General features: G+C 60.8%; 21 protein-coding genes and 1 tRNA gene. 11 read left to right on the forward strand and 11 right to left on the reverse strand.

Annotation, left to right across the window (positions count from 1 at the left end; translation table 11 throughout):
- Nucleotides 1-22: 22 nt before the first annotated feature.
- Complete coding sequence (locus tag KCG88_RS03080) at nucleotides 23-1516, forward strand: DUF1254 domain-containing protein (protein ID WP_210711726.1); 1494 nt, start codon at nucleotides 23-25, stop codon at nucleotides 1514-1516.
- Between the two features lie 199 nt (nucleotides 1517-1715).
- Here the strand turns inward: KCG88_RS03080 and KCG88_RS03085 are convergent, their stop codons facing one another.
- From KCG88_RS03085 to KCG88_RS03100, 4 genes are all read right to left on the reverse strand, one after another.
- The gene (locus tag KCG88_RS03085; RefSeq protein ID WP_047287226.1) at nucleotides 1716-2111 is read right to left on the reverse strand and encodes a hypothetical protein; all 396 of its coding nucleotides are present in this window, start codon (nucleotides 2109-2111) and stop codon (nucleotides 1716-1718) included.
- Nucleotides 2112-2136: 25 nt separating this feature from the next.
- Entirely contained in the window at nucleotides 2137-2700 is a 564-nt protein-coding gene (locus KCG88_RS03090) for a hypothetical protein (RefSeq protein WP_047337052.1), read from the reverse strand.
- A gap of 442 nt (nucleotides 2701-3142) precedes the next feature.
- Nucleotides 3143-3304 (reverse strand): DUF2986 domain-containing protein, encoded by a 162-nt coding sequence (locus tag KCG88_RS03095; protein WP_072450119.1) that lies wholly within the window; start codon nucleotides 3302-3304, stop codon nucleotides 3143-3145.
- A gap of 120 nt (nucleotides 3305-3424) precedes the next feature.
- Nucleotides 3425-3898 (reverse strand): hypothetical protein, encoded by a 474-nt coding sequence (locus tag KCG88_RS03100; protein WP_047287221.1) that lies wholly within the window; start codon nucleotides 3896-3898, stop codon nucleotides 3425-3427.
- Nucleotides 3899-4189: 291 nt separating this feature from the next.
- Between KCG88_RS03100 and KCG88_RS03105 the strand changes: the two genes are divergently transcribed.
- Both KCG88_RS03105 and KCG88_RS03110 read left to right on the forward strand, forming a co-directional pair.
- Entirely contained in the window at nucleotides 4190-4330 is a 141-nt protein-coding gene (locus tag KCG88_RS03105) for a hypothetical protein (RefSeq protein ID WP_003083582.1), read from the forward strand.
- A gap of 61 nt (nucleotides 4331-4391) precedes the next feature.
- A complete protein-coding gene (locus KCG88_RS03110) occupies nucleotides 4392-4529 on the forward strand; it encodes a hypothetical protein (protein ID WP_011061723.1) in 138 nt (45 codons plus the stop codon).
- Nucleotides 4530-4619: 90 nt separating this feature from the next.
- On the opposite strand, the gene KCG88_RS03115 is transcribed toward KCG88_RS03110, so the two are convergent.
- Entirely contained in the window at nucleotides 4620-5093 is a 474-nt protein-coding gene (locus KCG88_RS03115; RefSeq protein WP_047337051.1) for a hypothetical protein, read from the reverse strand.
- Between the two features lie 227 nt (nucleotides 5094-5320).
- On the opposite strand from KCG88_RS03115, the gene KCG88_RS03120 reads away from it, so the two are divergent.
- Nucleotides 5321-6289 (forward strand): pyridoxal-phosphate dependent enzyme, encoded by a 969-nt coding sequence (locus KCG88_RS03120; RefSeq protein ID WP_047337050.1) that lies wholly within the window; start codon nucleotides 5321-5323, stop codon nucleotides 6287-6289.
- Nucleotides 6290-6423: 134 nt separating this feature from the next.
- Here the strand turns inward: KCG88_RS03120 and KCG88_RS03125 are convergent, their stop codons facing one another.
- Both KCG88_RS03125 and KCG88_RS03130 read right to left on the reverse strand, forming a co-directional pair.
- Complete coding sequence (locus tag KCG88_RS03125; protein ID WP_210711727.1) at nucleotides 6424-7065, reverse strand: hypothetical protein; 642 nt, start codon at nucleotides 7063-7065, stop codon at nucleotides 6424-6426.
- A gap of 104 nt (nucleotides 7066-7169) precedes the next feature.
- Nucleotides 7170-7415: a hypothetical protein gene (locus KCG88_RS03130; protein WP_047287214.1), complete on the reverse strand. Its 246-nt coding sequence runs from the start codon at nucleotides 7413-7415 to the stop codon at nucleotides 7170-7172.
- 439 nt (nucleotides 7416-7854) lie between these two features.
- Between KCG88_RS03130 and KCG88_RS03135 the strand changes: the two genes are divergently transcribed.
- Together KCG88_RS03135 and KCG88_RS03140 are read left to right on the forward strand one after the other, a co-directional pair.
- Nucleotides 7855-8088 carry a YceK/YidQ family lipoprotein gene (locus KCG88_RS03135; RefSeq protein WP_210711728.1) on the forward strand — a complete coding sequence of 78 codons (234 nt, stop codon included), beginning with the start codon at nucleotides 7855-7857 and terminating at the stop codon, nucleotides 8086-8088.
- Between the two features lie 97 nt (nucleotides 8089-8185).
- Complete coding sequence (locus tag KCG88_RS03140; protein ID WP_047337047.1) at nucleotides 8186-8653, forward strand: anti-virulence regulator CigR family protein; 468 nt, start codon at nucleotides 8186-8188, stop codon at nucleotides 8651-8653.
- Nucleotides 8654-8718: 65 nt separating this feature from the next.
- Here KCG88_RS03140 and fabF read toward each other — a convergent pair whose 3' ends face one another.
- Nucleotides 8719-9987, reverse strand: coding sequence for a beta-ketoacyl-ACP synthase II (gene fabF, locus KCG88_RS03145; protein WP_047287208.1), 1269 nt, complete (start codon nucleotides 9985-9987; stop codon nucleotides 8719-8721).
- A 116-nt stretch (nucleotides 9988-10103) separates the two neighbouring features.
- On the opposite strand from fabF, the gene KCG88_RS03150 reads away from it, so the two are divergent.
- Nucleotides 10104-10589, forward strand: coding sequence for a helix-turn-helix domain-containing protein (locus KCG88_RS03150; RefSeq protein WP_047337046.1), 486 nt, complete (start codon nucleotides 10104-10106; stop codon nucleotides 10587-10589).
- Between the two features lie 57 nt (nucleotides 10590-10646).
- Here the strand turns inward: KCG88_RS03150 and KCG88_RS03155 are convergent, their stop codons facing one another.
- Entirely contained in the window at nucleotides 10647-11381 is a 735-nt protein-coding gene (locus tag KCG88_RS03155) for an HAD family hydrolase (RefSeq protein ID WP_047337045.1), read from the reverse strand.
- 229 nt (nucleotides 11382-11610) lie between these two features.
- Entirely contained in the window at nucleotides 11611-12252 is a 642-nt protein-coding gene (locus KCG88_RS03160) for a TetR/AcrR family transcriptional regulator (RefSeq protein ID WP_210711729.1), read from the reverse strand.
- A 93-nt stretch (nucleotides 12253-12345) separates the two neighbouring features.
- On the opposite strand from KCG88_RS03160, the gene KCG88_RS03165 reads away from it, so the two are divergent.
- Nucleotides 12346-12954: an NAD(P)H-dependent oxidoreductase gene (locus tag KCG88_RS03165; protein ID WP_210711730.1), complete on the forward strand. Its 609-nt coding sequence runs from the start codon at nucleotides 12346-12348 to the stop codon at nucleotides 12952-12954.
- A gap of 597 nt (nucleotides 12955-13551) precedes the next feature.
- On the opposite strand, the gene KCG88_RS03170 is transcribed toward KCG88_RS03165, so the two are convergent.
- The gene (locus KCG88_RS03170; protein ID WP_047337043.1) at nucleotides 13552-14040 is read right to left on the reverse strand and encodes an ATP-binding protein; all 489 of its coding nucleotides are present in this window, start codon (nucleotides 14038-14040) and stop codon (nucleotides 13552-13554) included.
- A 351-nt stretch (nucleotides 14041-14391) separates the two neighbouring features.
- On the opposite strand from KCG88_RS03170, the gene KCG88_RS03175 reads away from it, so the two are divergent.
- The 3 genes from KCG88_RS03175 (at nucleotide 14392) to KCG88_RS03185 (ending at nucleotide 15569) form a co-directional block, all read left to right on the forward strand.
- On the forward strand, nucleotides 14392-14655 hold the full coding sequence (locus tag KCG88_RS03175) for a DUF1652 domain-containing protein (RefSeq protein ID WP_210711731.1): 264 nt from the start codon (nucleotides 14392-14394) through the stop codon (nucleotides 14653-14655).
- 268 nt (nucleotides 14656-14923) lie between these two features.
- Entirely contained in the window at nucleotides 14924-15124 is a 201-nt protein-coding gene (locus KCG88_RS03180) for a hypothetical protein (protein ID WP_210711732.1), read from the forward strand.
- A 358-nt stretch (nucleotides 15125-15482) separates the two neighbouring features.
- Nucleotides 15483-15569: transfer RNA gene (locus KCG88_RS03185), tRNA-Leu, on the forward strand.
- Nucleotides 15570-16175 lie beyond the last annotated feature (606 nt).

The following is a 16175-nucleotide window of genomic DNA, read 5'->3' on the forward strand; positions in this document are numbered from 1 at the left end:
CTGCGTTTCATAAGGACAGCCCATGAACCGTTTGCGCACTTCCCTGACGACCCTGGCCGCAGCCATTACCTTGAGCGGCCTGGCCAATGCTGCGACGCGCTATGAGGAACTGGCCAACCAGCCCTTTGAAAAGGGCTTCCCGACTGAGACAACGGCACGCAACCTGATCGATGAGCTGGTGTTCCAGCGCGCTGTGCAGTCGTACCTGTGGGCCTTGCCGGCGATCAACATCTGGTCGATGAAGGAGGCCTCGGAAAAACAGTTCGGCGCCGGCTACAACATCCTGCCCACCTGGAAAAAACGCATCAATGCCAAGACGCTGGTGACCACGCCGAACTCCGATCTGGTCTACGCCATGAGTTATCTGGACCTGCAGAAGTACGGTCCCCTGGTGGTCGAAGCACCGCCCGGTGTACAGGGCATGTTCGACGACTTCTTCCAGCGCCCGATCGTCGGGCCGACCATCGACGGCAAGACCTGGCGCGGTGACGTCGGCCTGGCCGGCCCCGACAAGGGCAAGGGCGGCACCTACGTGCTGTTGCCGCCGGACTACAAGGGGCCGGAGCCGACCGAGGGATACGTCTATCGTTCGCGCACCAACAACGTGTTCCTGTTCTGGCGCACCTTTTTCAAGGATCCGAAAGACCTCAGCGTGCCGGTGGCTGAAGTCGAGCGCACCAAGATCTATCCGCTGGGCAAGAAGGATTCGGCGCTGCCGATGCAATTCCCCGATGCCACCGGCGCACCGATCAACATGCTATTTCCCGAGGATGGTCGCTACTTCGACATGCTGTCGCGCTTCATTGACGCCGAAGCGGTGGACCCGGCAGACATGGACATGCGGGGCTTCCTGCACACCTTGGGCATCGAGAAGGGCAAGCCCTTCGCCCCGGATGCGCAACGGCGCAAATTGCTCGATGACGCGGCGCGCACCGCGTTCAAGATGAGCAAGGTGGTGACCAGCCATCTGCTGCTCAAGGAACCGGGCGGCTTGTACTACAAAGATCGGCAGTACGTGAATACCTTCGCCGGGGAGAACACCGAGTTTCAGTCCAGTGGCAGCTACACCAATCTTGAGCAGCGTGTGGCGTTCTTCACGTCAGCCTACTCGGACAGCCCCGGGATGGTCATGAACATGGTCGGTGCCGGTGCCAAGTATCCCGCGACCACCCGTGATGCCGACGGCAAGTTCCTCGACGGTGCCCAGACCTACAAGCTCAACCTGCCGGCAAATGTACCTGCGGCGTTGTTCTGGTCGGTGACCGCCTACGACAACCTGACCGCCTCGGGCCTGGACAATGGCCAGCCGTTCCCGTCTATCAATCAGATGGATAAGCCGGTGCCGAACAGCGATGGCTCCACCGACATCTACTTTGGCCCGAAATCTCCGGGCGAGGGCAAGAACTGGATCAAGACCGTACCGGACAAGGGCTTCCTGGTGATCGTGCGGCTTTACGGGCCCAAGCAGGCGTTCTTTGACCAGAGCTGGAAGCCAAGTGATTTGCTCAAGCAGTGATGAGTGTGCTCGTGTCGTGCCCGATAAGACGGCCGATGGGAGCAACGCTTCTCGAAAGGTAGCCGGTGAGCGGTACGTTGAACCTTGCCTGGGTCATTACCGGCGTGGTCGCAGCTTCTCTTCACTCCAGGCGGCCCCTGTCAAACCCAGAGCTCTGACCCTGAGTGGCTTTGGCCACCCGGGTCGAGGTCATGGAGGGTCAGGCTTCTGGCTTGAGCTTTATGCCGGCGCATCGGCCTCGAGTCAGCAGGTAGTCCACTTGCCTGGCGCGGTTGATGGCGACGCGGATTTCGCAGCTGGCTGAGTTGGTCACGTCGCCCCAGTACTCAGCGTGTACCAGCTGGCCGTTCTGTGGGCCGGTGTAGGTGCCGAGCGCTTCACGTGAGGTGTACGAGGTGTCGCGTTTATAGACCAGTACCACCCAGTCCTTTTCGGGGGCGGTGGCGACTTGGTTGGGGACGCCAAAGTGCTCGATCGCCTCGCCAACCGGGCGGTTCTTCCAGTAGTTGCGGGCCTGGGCTTCGGGCAGGGTCGGAATGGCCGAGCATCCGCTGAGCAGGATGGCGGCTATTCCCAGTGCGAGCAGTCTTTTCATCGCACGTTCTCCATAAATAGTGCGTTCATTTGGCGGGCATCTGATCGAATGCCTGGTCGACGATCTTCAGGATGGCCGTCTTGGTGTGCTCGTGATTCATTAACTGGAACAGCCCCGGAGCGGCCGAAATCATCTGCGAGGTCGGCATCTTGCCGAGCGGATACATCTGCTTCGCCTGACGCTGCTCCGGATGACAGAGGAAGTCCCGGGTCTGGGCTATCCAGGGCTCGGGCTGCTTTTGCCATTGAGTGGAAACCTTCTTCGGGCGCAAGTCGTTGAAGAACTTGCTGTAGTTCTGCGCGCCGTTCAGGCGCACCCGGTTCTTCGCGCAGTCGACTTCGACGTCATACGCGGTCATCGTTGGCTTGCCGCCTTCTTCGTAGAGCTGATAGACGCCCAGCGAACGGACACCGCCCTTGCGCAGGAAGATGTTGGAAGGTTCACCGTCGACGATGAAGACTTCGTTCTTGTTGAGGCTGCCCTGGTGATGAATCATCCAGAAATCGCCGGCCGGAGCACTTTGCGCTTGTGCAGCAAGCGGGCTGCACAGCAGCAAGGCGGGCAGCCAGGGTCTGAGGGAGGTGAGCATAGGGCAACAATCCTTTGCTGTTGTGGGCACCTGGAGGCGGTGCTTGCGGGTGAAGAAAAATCAACTCAGTCCGTTGGCAAGACAGTGAGTGGCCAAGCTCAGGGGCTGTATCGGGCGATGGGCTGGGCGGACTCTGGTGAGTGGCTGCCATGACCAGAGGGCGCTGCTCGAGTTTTTTGTTCGTGGCAGCAGGTGGGCCGCTCAAGGATAGGAATATAGGTGCGCCGGGCGTCGTGGGTCGATTAGGGCAAATGGGCTAATGGCGTATTGCTGCTATCGAGCGGTGCCGCGGAAACTGCGGCGGGCAGCTATTCCAGGGTAGGCCGCAGGAGGTCGATGGAGCGCTCAGCGCCGAGGGGGCAGGGGGAATTCAGGTAAAGGCCAGGGCCGCTCAGGGAGGGGGGCAGTGTGCTACGGCGGCCAGGGCTGTTGGGGAGCTGGATCAGCTTTCGGGGGCGATGACCGGGTCTTGAGCGGCTTCAGCCGCCAGCTTCAAGCGATCGGCCTTGCTGATGTAGGTGCACTTTTTCTTCGGTGCCAGTTTGGCGCTGGCCTTCTTGGCGTTGGCCTTCAGCAGTTGGTTGATTTTCTTGCGGCGATTCATGTGTGCGACTCGGCGGGTAAGTTGCCGAATGATATCAGCTAAGGGGCGCGGGCCGGCCACCCGGGGTGAGTCCTGGTGGCACAAGACTGGGTGGCGGCCCTGTTTAGCTGGATCGCCCGATCACTTCTTGCTGTTGCAGTCGATTACGCTGGCATCGGTGATGATGTTCTGGCTATCGGTGTACAGGGTGATGCTGCAGAAGTAATCGAGCACTGTCCGGTTTTCCTCATACCCGGTCTTGCGATAGACCGCCTCGCTCCCCACCGGCATCATGCCGCCGACCCCTCCCCCGCCAATGCCTACCCAGGTCTCCTTCTGGCCGACGTACTCGACGCCGGTCTGCACGAAGACCTTCTCTGGCGTGGTGTGGGTCTGCACCCGGTTCCACAGGTAGAAACCTCCACTGCCGTAGGAAGAAGGCCCCATGCCCTGGTCGGGCCTGCCGAACAGTTGAAACGCATTCTTGGCCGGCTGCCCTACCAGTTTCTGGGCGGCGATCTCGACGTCGTTGGGTTCGGTCTTGGCTGTTGGGATGGCACAGGCGCTGATGGCCAGAACCGTGAGGGCAAGGCATACGAACTTGAGTGAAGGCATGACACAGACTCCTTGTGTTCCTGGATTTTCGGCAAAAGATAATCTGAACAATATCGGCAGAGCCAGTACGAGGTTGTGCTGGAGAGTCGCGGTGCGCTGAGTTGCGCCGGCCATACAGGCGCGACAACACGCCACACTGGCGTAATCGCCGGTAGTGGTCTTTGCTGTCTCGGGCCCGGCGGCAGCGCGCGCGGACTAAGCCTGCGTCATGCCATACAGGGGGCCTGTGCCCGCTTCTGGTGACGGAGCAGGGCACAGAACATTATCGAGGTCTCGACCAAGGAGGTCAGGTTGAAAAGGAAAATGCTGGCGGCTTCGCTGCTGCTGTGGATGTTTTCGCTAACGGCGCAAGCCGACTGTGCGGTACTGGGGCCGGGAGAGGATCCGTGCGCTGGCCCGGTGCTCGGGCCTACGGTCTGCGAATGCCCTTGATGAATGTCCGTGCCTTCGTCAGGGGGCATGGGTGACTGGATGACTGACCAGGAGGTCGCAAATGAAAAAAGTGATGTTGGCGGTATTGCTGCTGTGGGGTTTCACCCTGACGGCCCAGGCTTCTTGCCCGGTGTTCGGCCCTTCCGAAGATCCGTGCAGTGGCCCGGTATTCGGTCCTTCCACCTGCGAATGCCCTTGAGCTAGTTGCCAATGGCAGGCCCGGCCCAGATCGGGCCTGCTTCTGCCTTGAGCCTGATCGGCAGGTGCCGAAGCGCCTGTGGCCGGCTCTTCAAAGATGGGCAATCAGCTGCTGCCGATAACCGTTTTCATCAGCTGGGGCGGGGTATCGGGTTTCATCGATCAACGCGCGCAACTGCTGTGAATGGCTGGACTGCCTGAAGGCGACCTGGCACTCGGCAGCGTCAAAAAAGCCTCGCAGATGAGGCAGGGCCAAGGGCAGCAGCCGAGGTTCTATCTTCAACGAAATACTGACGATATCCAGTTGGTCGGTGGGGTCTCGGTAGAGATCGATGACCAGCAGGCTTGCACTTTCGGTACCCGGATAAATGTGGACGTCGCCAGCGCCAACCGGGGTGTCGTCGAAGTAGCTGGTGTACAGCTTGCCAATGTCCAGAGCGATTCCCAGGGTGTTCAATGCCGCCGCCAGATCGGCGTTGGGAACAGGCTCGTCCTGCGCCCAGGTGACGAAGTCAGGCATGGAAACACAGATGTCGAACTCGTTGGCGCAGATGATGGGCGTCACTGGGAAGGCTTCCTGGCGGTGGAGGGCCGTTAGCCTACCACTGGGCGACGCTGTTTTTGCCGCGATGATCCGTGAGCTACTCCAGGTGGCTCATCGGCTGTCCATATCGCTTGAATAGGTGGCGCATTCCCCGGTTTGTCCTGTAGCGTTCATCGCGGCTGGCGAAGCTGGCCAGGCACGGACGTTGGGAGTCCTGCACACCTTCAGACCAAGGATATTGGCCCCAGATGACTCAACTGATTGATTTCAAATCCATCGTTGCCGCGGCGCAGCGGATAGATGGCTCGGTAGTTCGTACGCCGACGGTGGAAAGTTCAATGCTGGCAGGCATGGTTGAACGACCTGTCTTTCTCAAGCTTGAAAACCTGCAGGCCGGTGGTTCATTCAAGGCCCGCGGGGTACTCAACAAGTTTTCGTCGTTGCAGGAAGGCCTGGGCGACAGCCACTTCGTCGCCGTCAGTGGGGGTAACTTCGGTATTGCCATTGGCGAGGCGGCCAAGCGCTTCGGTGCCAGGGTGACGGTGATCATGCCCGAGAGCGCGCCGTCTTCGTCGGTCGAACGCATTCGCGCCTCCGGCAGTACGGTCATTGTCGAAGCGGATGTGCATGCCGCCTTTGCCCGGGCCAAGGCCCTGGAGGCAGAGGGCTATGTGGTGATCGACGATTGCGCCGACACGCTGATTGCCGAGGGGCATGGAACACTGGCCCTTGAGTTCATTGCCGACTGCCCGTCCCTGACCGACGTGTTTGTCGCGGTCGGCGGCGGGGCGATGCTGGCGGGGGTGGCCACGGCCTTGAAGGCGATCAAGCCCGGGATCCGGGTCTGGGGCGTAGAGACTGCCGGCGCACACTCCATGAGCCAGGCCTTGCAGGCGGGCAGGCCGGTGGATATCGACGTCCGTTCAATCGTCTCCACCCTTGGCGTTCCGATCATCGATGAGCTGATGTTTGCCCACGCTCGCCACTATGTCGAAGACATGGTTGTGGTCCCTGACGAAGAGGCGATCAAGGGCATGCTGTCCTTTGCACAAGGGGCAAGGCAATGGGTTGAACTGGCTTCTGGCGCGCTTGTGCCCGCGGTCGTTGCCACCGCGCCCAGGCTGCCTGCCGACGCGGTTATTGGCCTTGTCGTCTGTGGTGGGAACATATCCCTTCAAGACATGACGAAATGGGCTGCCTATGCGGGAATTTCCTGAATATTCCCAGGGTGATGTCTGTAACAGGTCGCTCGCTATCGAAAGCGAGTGCTGGCTGACGTACGCGCTACGGCGCTGAGAGGGGGCAAGCAGCCCCCTCAGCGCACCAGGTTGGCCAGCCAGCCGTGCAGGTCCTACTTCACATCGCCATTGTAGAAAACGTGCTGCACGTCTTCTTTCTTGACGATCAGCTTGTTGCCATCGGCCAGGCTTTCGACCAGTTCCGAGCAGTTGTTGATTTCCATCTTGCCGGTCACCGATTCCGAGGCGCTGTCAAAGGTGAAGGCGTAGGTGGTGGCGGGGCAGCTGGCGCCACCTTCTCCGGTGGAGACCACCAGCAGATACTTTCCACCGAAGGCATAGGCTTTCTCGACGGCGACGTATCCTGTGAGGTCCGGGTCTTCCACCACGTAGTCCATGACGTTGACGACACCGGCGCGGGATACATAGTTGATGGCCGAGCCGCCCATTTCGCGGGTGCTGGTGGTGAATACGCCACCGATGTCGTCGCCGCTGATGATCAGCGGTACGTAGCTGACCCGGGGCGCTTCGGGGGCCGGCTGGGTGGCGACTGTCGGGGCGGGGCGCTCGCCAAGAGCAGGAGCTGCCTGTGGCGATACACACTTGCCGGTCTCGCAGATCCGATCACCCTTGCAATCGGTGTCCTTGAAGCACTGGGCGGCAGCGCCTGCCTGGCCGGCTGCCACCGGCTCGGGTTTTTTGTCGCATCCAACCAGGGCCAACGCTGCAAGCGAGAGGGCGTAAACGAGCTTCATGTTGATCTGTCCTTAATCAAGAGGAGGGGCCGGCGGGCAATGTAAAGGGTTTGCTCAGGCGTTGCCAGGAAACCTCAGCCCGGCCATCCCCTGTTGGCGGCTTGTCAGCAAAGGCGGTCGGCAGCACTGAGCATGGGGAGGACCGGGAGGCTCATATCGCGGATGGCCGCTTCAAGCTTGTCCTGGTAGAGGCTCAGGATGGAGTAATCCATTTTCTGGGTGATGTTCGCGCCGCTTGCGCAATTTTGCAGCAGTTCTTCCAGTGCGCCGGCAACCAGGTCCGCGGTGACCTGCAAGACGTTCAAGCCGAAGCGGCTATCGACAATGACCAGATTCGTTAAGTCGTACATACAGCCCCTGCGGTCACTGTGATGAAGGGTAATGGCTATGAGCCACTAGCAGTTTAACTAAACCGCCAGTGGGCTGTCACGGGGAGAAAAGGGAGGAAGTTGCGCCGGCGAGCGGTTTTTTGTGCGGCGAATTTCCAGCGCTCAGGGGCCGCGCTGTGTACCATTCTGGTCCGCCTGGAAACCAGATCTGATCGGCATGCTGATGATGGCAAGCGCTTGCACTTTCTGCCCTTGGGTGTATTTACCCCGCCGGCCCGCCAGGAACAGCGCAAGGCGCGTTACTCGGCGGTAGTGGAGGAGGTCAAGGCCACCCTTGGGGCAGTGCGGTTTTCAGATTCATCGCAACCCCACCGAAAGCCTGCAGATCCATTGCGACTACAAGGCTTGATCTCGATCTCTGAAACGTTGGTCATGCAGCACCCTTGATGCTTGCCGAGTAGTGTTGCGAAGCCTGTGGTGGCTGGTGCTGACCCTGGGACTGAGCGGGTGCACGGCTTTGATGACCCGAACCACTCCCTGCACCTGTCCCTATATCGGCGTGCGCATGGACTGGGCGCTGGCAAAGGAAAACAACGGCGTGCTCTGGCCATTTCTGGCGCTGGATGCGCCGTTTTCCGGGGTGGTGGATACGCTGATGTTTCCCTTTGAATACCAGCATAGCTGCAGCCTTTGATGCTCGACGTTCAGCTGTGCTCAGGGGCGGGGGCGACCGGAGGATAGAAAGGCCGTCTAGAGTTGATTCTGGCAATCGCTGCCTGAGGAGAACCGCCATGCACACATCGCATCCGCTTGTTACCGTTCTTGCCTGCCTGTTCCTGGCTGCGGCTTCCCCCCTGGTACTGGCTGATCCGGGCGGGGGCAAGGGGCAAGGCCATTCCAAGCAGGACGCTCAGGATGATCGTGGCCAGGGTAACCAGGAGGGCCACGGTAAGGGCAAGAAACCTGCTGCTGACGATTGGAGCCATGGCCCGAACATCGATCGTGGCAACGTGCTCGGCATCTTGGGTGGGCACCGTGATTATTGGAGCCCGGGGCCGGCGTTGCCTCCCGGTATCCAGAAGAACCTGGCCCGTGGCAAGCCCCTTCCACCAGGCATCGCCAAGAAGCTGGACAGCCGGCTGCTCGGGCAACTGCCGCGCTATGAGGGGTATGAGTGGCGGCAGGCCGGTACGGACCTGATCCTGGTGGCCATTGCCAGCGGGGTCATCTACGAAGTGCTGAATGACGTCTTGAACTGATGGGGCTGCCGGGGTCTTGGCCAATCGCAACTCAAACCCCGGCAGGGAACTCGCGGCCTTAAGGGCTATTCCCAGCGCTTGAACAGCACGCTGGCATTCACCCCGCCAAAGCCGAAACCATTGGACAGTGCGTATTGCATGGCCAGTTGGCGGGCCTGCCCGCTGACCAGGTCCAGCCCTGCGGCGGCGCTGTCCGGGTTTTCCAGGTTGAGGGTGGCCGGGGCGATCTGATCGCGCAGGGCGAGGATGGTGAAGATCGCCTCGATTCCTCCGGCCGCACCCAGCAGGTGGCCAGTGGCGGATTTGGTGGCGCTGATGGCCAGCCCACTGTCGGTGCCGAACACGGTTTTGATCGCAGCCAGCTCGCCTTTGTCACCCACGGGGGTGGAGGTGGCGTGGGCATTGAGGTGCTGCACCTGGGATGCCTGGATACCGGCCTGGCGCAGGGCCTGCTGCATGGCGCGACGGGCGCCGTCGCCGTCTTCCGGGCCGGCCGTCATGTGGTAGGCGTCGGCGCTGGTGCCGTAGCCCACCAGCTCGGCGATGGGCCGGGCGCCGCGGGCCAGGGCATGTTCCAATTCCTCGATGACCAGCAGGCCGGCGCCTTCACCCATGACAAAACCATCCCGAGCCTGGTCGAACGGACGGGAGGCGCGTTCCGGGGTGTCGTTGAATTCGCTGGACAAGGCGCGGGCTGCGGCGAAGCCGCCCAGGCTGACCCGGTGGATGGCCGCCTCCGCACCGCCACACACAGCGATGTCGATTTCCCCGGCGCGGATCATCCGCGCGGCATCGCCAATCGCCTGGACCCCGGCGGCACAGGCGGTCACCGGCGCGCCCAGGGGGCCCTTTAGACCATGGCGGATCGACACGTGCCCGGCGGCCATGTTGCTCAGGAACGAGGGAATGGTGAACGGCGACAGGCGGCGCGGGCCCTTGCTGTCGGTGGTGCGTACCGCTTCGGCAATGGCCGGGAAGCCGCCCACCCCGGAGGCGATGATGGTGGCCGTGCGTTCCTGGGCTTCTGCGGTATCCGGTTTCCAGCCGGCCTGGGCCAGGGCCTCCTCGGCCGCGGCCAGGGCGAAGAGGATGAAGCGGTCCATCTTGCGCTGTTCCTTGGGGGCCAGCAGTTGGTCCGGGTCGAAGCCGGCCTCCGGGTCCTGGAGCGAGTCGGGCACCTGGCCGCCGATGGTGGTCGACAGCTCACCGATGAGTTCTTCCGGTAACGAGCGGATGCCGGACTGGCCTGCCAGCAGGCGCCGCCATACCTGTTCGACTCCACAGCCCAGTGGCGTGATTGCGCCCATGCCGGTGACTACGATGCGTTTGCTCATGCGGATCCTGCTCCTTCAGCGTACGTGATTGGGGAACAACGAAACGTGGACGATACTATCATCATGAAAGTAACATCCGAATCCATAATTACCCAGGTGCAGTGCAGGAGCCAGCCATGCAACGAAAGAGTCTGATTGACGCCGAGTGTCCAATCGCCCGAGGCCTGGAGCGGGTGGGGGAGTGGTGGAGCATCTTGATCATGCGCGATGCCCTGCATGGCTTGCGGCGCTTCGACGAGTTTGCCCGCAGCCTGGAGATCGCCCCGAACATGCTGACCCGGCGTCTCAATTCCCTGGTGGAGGATGGGTTGCTCGTGCGTGAGGCCTACAGCCAGCGCCCGCTGCGCTATCAATATGTGCCCACGGCCAAGGGCGAGGACTTTCGCGTGGTGCTCATGGCTTTCGTGGCCTGGGGCAATCGTCACTACGCTCCCGAAGGTGAGAGCGTGCAACTTGTCGAGCGCGGAACCGGGCTTGCGGTACAGCCAGTGATGGCGGAGGTCGCCAGCGGCCGGTTGGTGGCATTGCAGGCGTGCACGGTGCAAGCCGGGCCCGCGGCCAGTGCCAGCATGCGCCAGCGCCTGGGGGCTACGGCTGACTGAGCCCTGGCGCCTGGCTTGATGCCGCCAGGGCGTTATCATCCGCAGGCTGCCCGGCGTTCAGCGTGCCCGCTGCCCGCGCCGCCAGGAAGGGTGAAAGTGCCGCCAGTGGGCGTCCTGGGCTGCAGCCAGCAGCTCACGGTCGCCGCGGGTATCGCCCCAGGCCCGGAGCCGATACTGGTTCAGCGGACCGTAGACGCTTTCCAGGCGCAGGACCTTGTTCTGGCAACGGCAATTGTTGCCGGTGATACGCCCGCTCAGTATGCCGTCGACCACCTCCAGTTCGGTGCCGATCAAGCTGATCCCCAGGCGTGTGGCGAAAGGTTGCAGGACCAGGGCCGGGGAGGCAGAGCACAGGGTTACCAGGGCGCCTGAGCGCAGCTCCTGGGCCACCGCCTGCAGGCCCGCCGGGCGCATCAGTCGGTTCCAGGCCTGCTGGCAGAAAGCTTCTGCCCGCTGCTGGAGCCAGGCGGCCTCGACGCCTGTGAGGAAGGTGCTGATCAGTTGCGCCTTGAGCTGGTCGCGATCGACCCGGCGTACCAGGAACCTCAGGCTGGGCAGGGCCAGGCTGAGTATCCGCCGGTTGAACTGGCGGTGGCCAAAGGCGAACCTGAGAAAGGGTACGAAGCTGTCATGGCGGGTCAGGGTGCCGTCGAAATCGAACACCGAGAGCACCTGGCTGGCATCGGGGTTGATCCCGATGGTGTCCGGGGCAAGCGCCTGGGCTACGGATTGTGGGGCCTGGGATGGCAAACCCGTGGGGGCGAGGGGGCCGGTTGGCGGGTGGGGCGGCATGGGTGTTCTCATTGATGGCGGCCGTGGATACGCGGCCGCTTTTGCCTGGGATCGCTGCAGTCTACGCGTTCCGAGTGGAGGCTTCTGGGTTGCAATAGCCGGTCAGATCCTTGCCCAGCTCGCCGCGATAGCGTTGCAGCAGTTCGTCCAGCAGTTCCAGTTGGGTCAATAGCATTGCAGCGTCCTTGCGGTACCCCTTCGGGGCGTGTTTTCAAGAGTCGGTTCACAATTAACGGGAAGCGTCGGATGCCGGCGTGCCTTGCCTGGCGCGGGCTCTTTCGACCATGGCCACGATGGTGTCGCAGAGCTCTTCCTGGGCTTGGCCGAAGCTGATCTCTCCCAGTGTGGCGGCATGGGACAGCGCTTCGGCGGCGCCGAGCATGGCCCGCAGGCCCGCGGTGCCTATCACGGCGCCGTTCGCGAAGGGCTCAAGGGCACCTCGACAGGTTTCCAGGAAGGTGGCCTCGTATTCACGCTTGGTCTGTTCCAGCTCCGGCGAGCTGGCCAGGGCGGCGATCACCCCAAGGATTTCGCGGCCCTGGCGCTGCACGCAATCCATATAGGATGCGGCAATCACATCGGCGCGAGCTGCCAGCGTGGGGCTGGCAGTCTCCAGCGCCTGCTCCATGAGTGCGGTCTGACGCTGATCGTAGTCCTGGTAGAGGGCCGCCAGGAGTACCGCCCGAGTGTCGAAATGATCGTAGACCACGGGTTTGGTGACACCGGCCTGTTCTGCCAGGTGCCCCAGTGTAAGGGCCTCGGTGCCTTGTTCGCGAATTATCTGCCAGGCCACGGCCATCAACTGCTGCAGGCGCTGTTCCCGTGTCAGGCGACGGCGCGGTGAGGCATCGGTGTTCTGGCGGCTTGACATGCTTATATACCAAAGGTAGGTTATTGGTCGTAACTTACTAAAAGTATATAAATCCTCTGCAATCAGCGCAATGCGCTTGTGGGAGTAGTCGCCATGCACGCACTTCTTGTCTTTGCCCATCACGACCCCAGGTCCCTGACCCACAGCCTTGCCCGGCAGATTGCCGAAGGCCTGGCCGAGTCTGCGGAGCACTCCTTCGAGATTGCCGATCTCTGGAGCGAAGGCTTCGAGCCGCGCTTCGGCGCGGCGGATATTGCGGTACACAGAACCCAGGTCACCCCTCCTGTGGACGTTCTCGCCGAGCAGGCCCGAATCGATCGCGCTGATGCTCTGGTACTGGTCTATCCCGTCTACTGGTGGTCCATGCCAGCGCTGCTCAAGGGGTGGATCGACCGGGTGTTCAGCAATGGCTGGGCGTTTGATTTCCAGGCCGATGCCAGGTTGGTGAAAAAGCTCGGGCGCCTTCGGGTGCATCTGGTGGGGGTGGCTGGGGCTGATGCCGGTACCTATGAGCGTCACCGCTACCTCGAAGCGATGCGGGCTCAGATTGATCACGGGATCTTCGATTACTGCGGTGCCAGTGTGCTGACGTCGCAATTGCTGTACGAGTCGGAGTCCGGCGATCAAGCCGCCAATCTGCAAAGGGCCCGGGCTATCGGGCAGGCCTTGTTCAGCGCCCACAGGCTCGCCGAGCCGGCGTAAGGCTTTGCCAGGCATGTGCATAGGGGGCGGGAAGGGGGGGGGCGTGGCCGAAGGTCGGGCTGGCTCTAGCCCCAGCAGCACCAGGCGAAGGTCGTCAGGCAGAGCAATAAGGGCAGGGCATCAAGAAATTCATTCATACCGGCACATTCCATTCGGACGGGTGCCGGCAATTTAAGGTGGCTGCTGTTATCTGTCTGTTGCGATTCTGTGAATTTTCAACGCTATTTTGTTGAATGATTCACGAGGCATTGCAGGGGCGTGGCTGGCATCTTTTTTTCGCAGCTCCGACACTGATAAAGGCCTCCCAGAAACCTGTCCTGAAATCCAAAGACTCAAAAAAAGTGTGGATATTTAATGACTTAGGTGATTTTATTTATAGTTTTTTTCTCAAAATATGTTGTTACAGAATGTACGATTCCGTTACTATAGCCCTGCGTTCACCTACCACGGTTTATGCATTTTTAGCCCCAAGTGTCCATCAGCTACTTGGGCTTTTTTTTGCCTGGAATTTGTCACGGGCCGCTTTTTCCCCATGAGCTGGATGCACAGGATTCACGATCGGGTATCTGGCTAACCCGACCGTGACTGTCGATACGCCTAGTGCCGGACGATGTGCAGCCCTTCCTCCTCCTGAGGCGGCACGAAGTAGCGGCTAATCCGTTCGAACTGCTCGTCGCTGGCGGCAAACGGGTGATCGCCCAGACGATTGCGCTCGCGCAGCCTTGCCTTGCACTGGGCTTCATCCACATCCAGTACATGCAATTGATGAAGGGTGCCGGCCTGGTCCGCCAGCGCTCGCAGCCAGGTTCGCTGGGCGACGGTATTGGCGGGAAAGTCCAGGACAACACAGGTTCCAGCGCGCAACATGGCGATCACCAGCGGTTCCAGCACACTTGCCAGGCGCTGGGCGTGGAGCAGGTAGTCGGCGATCGAATGAATCTGCTGCGGATACAGGCCTGCCAGCCACTGGTCTTCAGAGATCAGGACGCTGCCGTGCGCCTCTGCCAGCTGCCTGGCCAGGGTGGACTTGCCCGAGGCGATCTTGCCGCACAGTAAATGCAGTACGGCGGGTGATGAGTGCTTCATGGTTTTCTCCTGGGGTAGCTGCCTCAGAAGAGTGGTAGTCAACCCCGCCTCCGAGGCGGGTTTTTGGCAGCCTGGACGGCCGCTAGCCCACCTTGCCGATGAAGGGGGTAATAATCGCTGCGAGGCCAGGCCGGGGGATCGGGTTCATGCTGTGGAAACTACAGCGTCGCCACGAAAAAAGCAGCCCGGCCATGCACAAGCCTTCATCATTTCGAAGCACTGAGGCATTGCGCAGGCATTCGATAACTGCGGGGCAGTTAACATTTCTCTGTGTTTTTTCTGATACACAAAAGCGCATACAGGCCTATCCTGAACGGGCGAACTTCACTTCCTTCATACAGGCGAGAAGCCATGCTCTCTACCAGCGAGCTTTGCCACATATTGGAGTCCGGCTTTCTCCCGCTGTCCTGCGCCTGCGCCCTGAACCCCAACGGCTCCCTGACCATCAAGATCTACGATGCAGAGTCGGGCCGGGTGGAATTGCTGCTTACCGGCGTCTCCACTGCCGAACTCACCAGCGTGCGCGACATCTCCAACCTGATTGGCGAGCTGCGTACCGAATTGCGGGCAGGGCGCCGAGCCTTTGCCGGAGCCTTTACCCACTTCGCCGGCTGAAGGGGCGGTGAGGCGCGCATTGCTGACAGTTGAACATGTCATGGCGAGGGCATAGCGTTACAGCGTTCGCCCAGTATCTATGACTCTTTACCGGTTCATGGATGGCGAGGTCATCTGTACTGGGCGAACTCCCCAGGCGCTTGCTGTGCGTCTTTCTGGTTGTCGCTGTTAACCTCACTCGCGATTTTCACCCAAGGGTGCGCAACTCGGGCGGTGCCCGAGGCTTTCTGCACCGGGTTTGGTCTTTAACTATTCAAGGAAGGTCTTCATGAACATCGGCAATACGCCTCCTGCCAACTACAGCTACGCCCAACTCTCGAAAGTACTGGAACACAACCGTTCGGTTGCTCAAGTCAAAGGTCCCGAGGCGCCTGCGGAGCAGGAGTTCGCGGCGCATCTGGAGGCCGAGCAGGCCGTCGCCAAGGACGATGCGCTCAAGCTCTCCATGAGCTTTTCCGCGCAAGCTTGAGGGCCGCCCTGGGGAGGAAGGTCTCCCTGGGCATTGGCTGGCAGGAGCTTCGTCCGAGGCTGTCATTTCAAGATAAGTCTTTAAAAATCAGTTGGTTGGCCGATAGCGCCATGTTAATCTTGCCGCCGCTGAGGGAATGGGCGAGAGGCCGTGCGGCCCCTGGTTTAACCTCGGAGTGACGCTGTAGATCTCTGATTTATCGTGTTTTTTTACCCTCGACAGCGAGTCGGGAGCCGGGCTTTTTTGCCGGTTTCGACCTTGCTTCACAAGGACTGGATGTATATATTCCACTCCCTGCTTCAAGCACTGGACGGCCTGATGCCGATTGAATGTTCCAGTGCCGCGTTATCGCGCTACCGCCCGAATGGCGAAACTGGTAGACGCATGGGACTTAAAATCCCCCGCTCGTAAGGGCGTGCCGGTTCGATTCCGGCTTCGGGCACCATCTATTTCAAGGGCTTGCACGGTTTTTTTCAGTGAGCCTTACTCTGAATCAATTCGCAACTTCAAATACTGCTCCGCAATTCGCTTTGTGGGTGAGACCTTCTTGCCCTTGCGATTGCGCGTGCACTGTTCGGTCATCTCCAAAGCGGGAGGGCTAAATGAGCTGGAAGCGTTTTAAGGTGGCAATCCTGTATGTCGGTGCGGCCCTCATGCTTGTGCAGGCCGGGCGACATTTGGCCGATGGTGCTACTGAGCTCGATAACGCGGGGCCTGCAATCATCGCCTTGGGAATCGCCTACTACTTGGTTAGGCGAGCAAGAGCGTGTGCCGGATAGCATGGCGGCAACTTGATCTTGATTGAGAGATCACACGGTCACTGGTTGTCGAATAGGCGGGTAAATCAACTCAACGCTCGAAAGTGGATGTAGTGGAAAAAGCCTGGTAACTCCAGGCCAGAACTATCTGGCAGTAGTGGTACCGTCGGCGCTACGTGTCTGGAAAAGGAGTTCGTGTATAGATTGGCCAAGGGTGCTTCTCTGGAAGACATGGAGTTTCATGCTGCGTGGTTGCGGGGAATGTTAGGGGGCCGGATGCAGGAACTACTGAA

This window comes from Pseudomonas sp. MWU349 (genome assembly GCF_017947325.1).
Taxonomy (GTDB): domain Bacteria; phylum Pseudomonadota; class Gammaproteobacteria; order Pseudomonadales; family Pseudomonadaceae; genus Aquipseudomonas; species Aquipseudomonas protegens.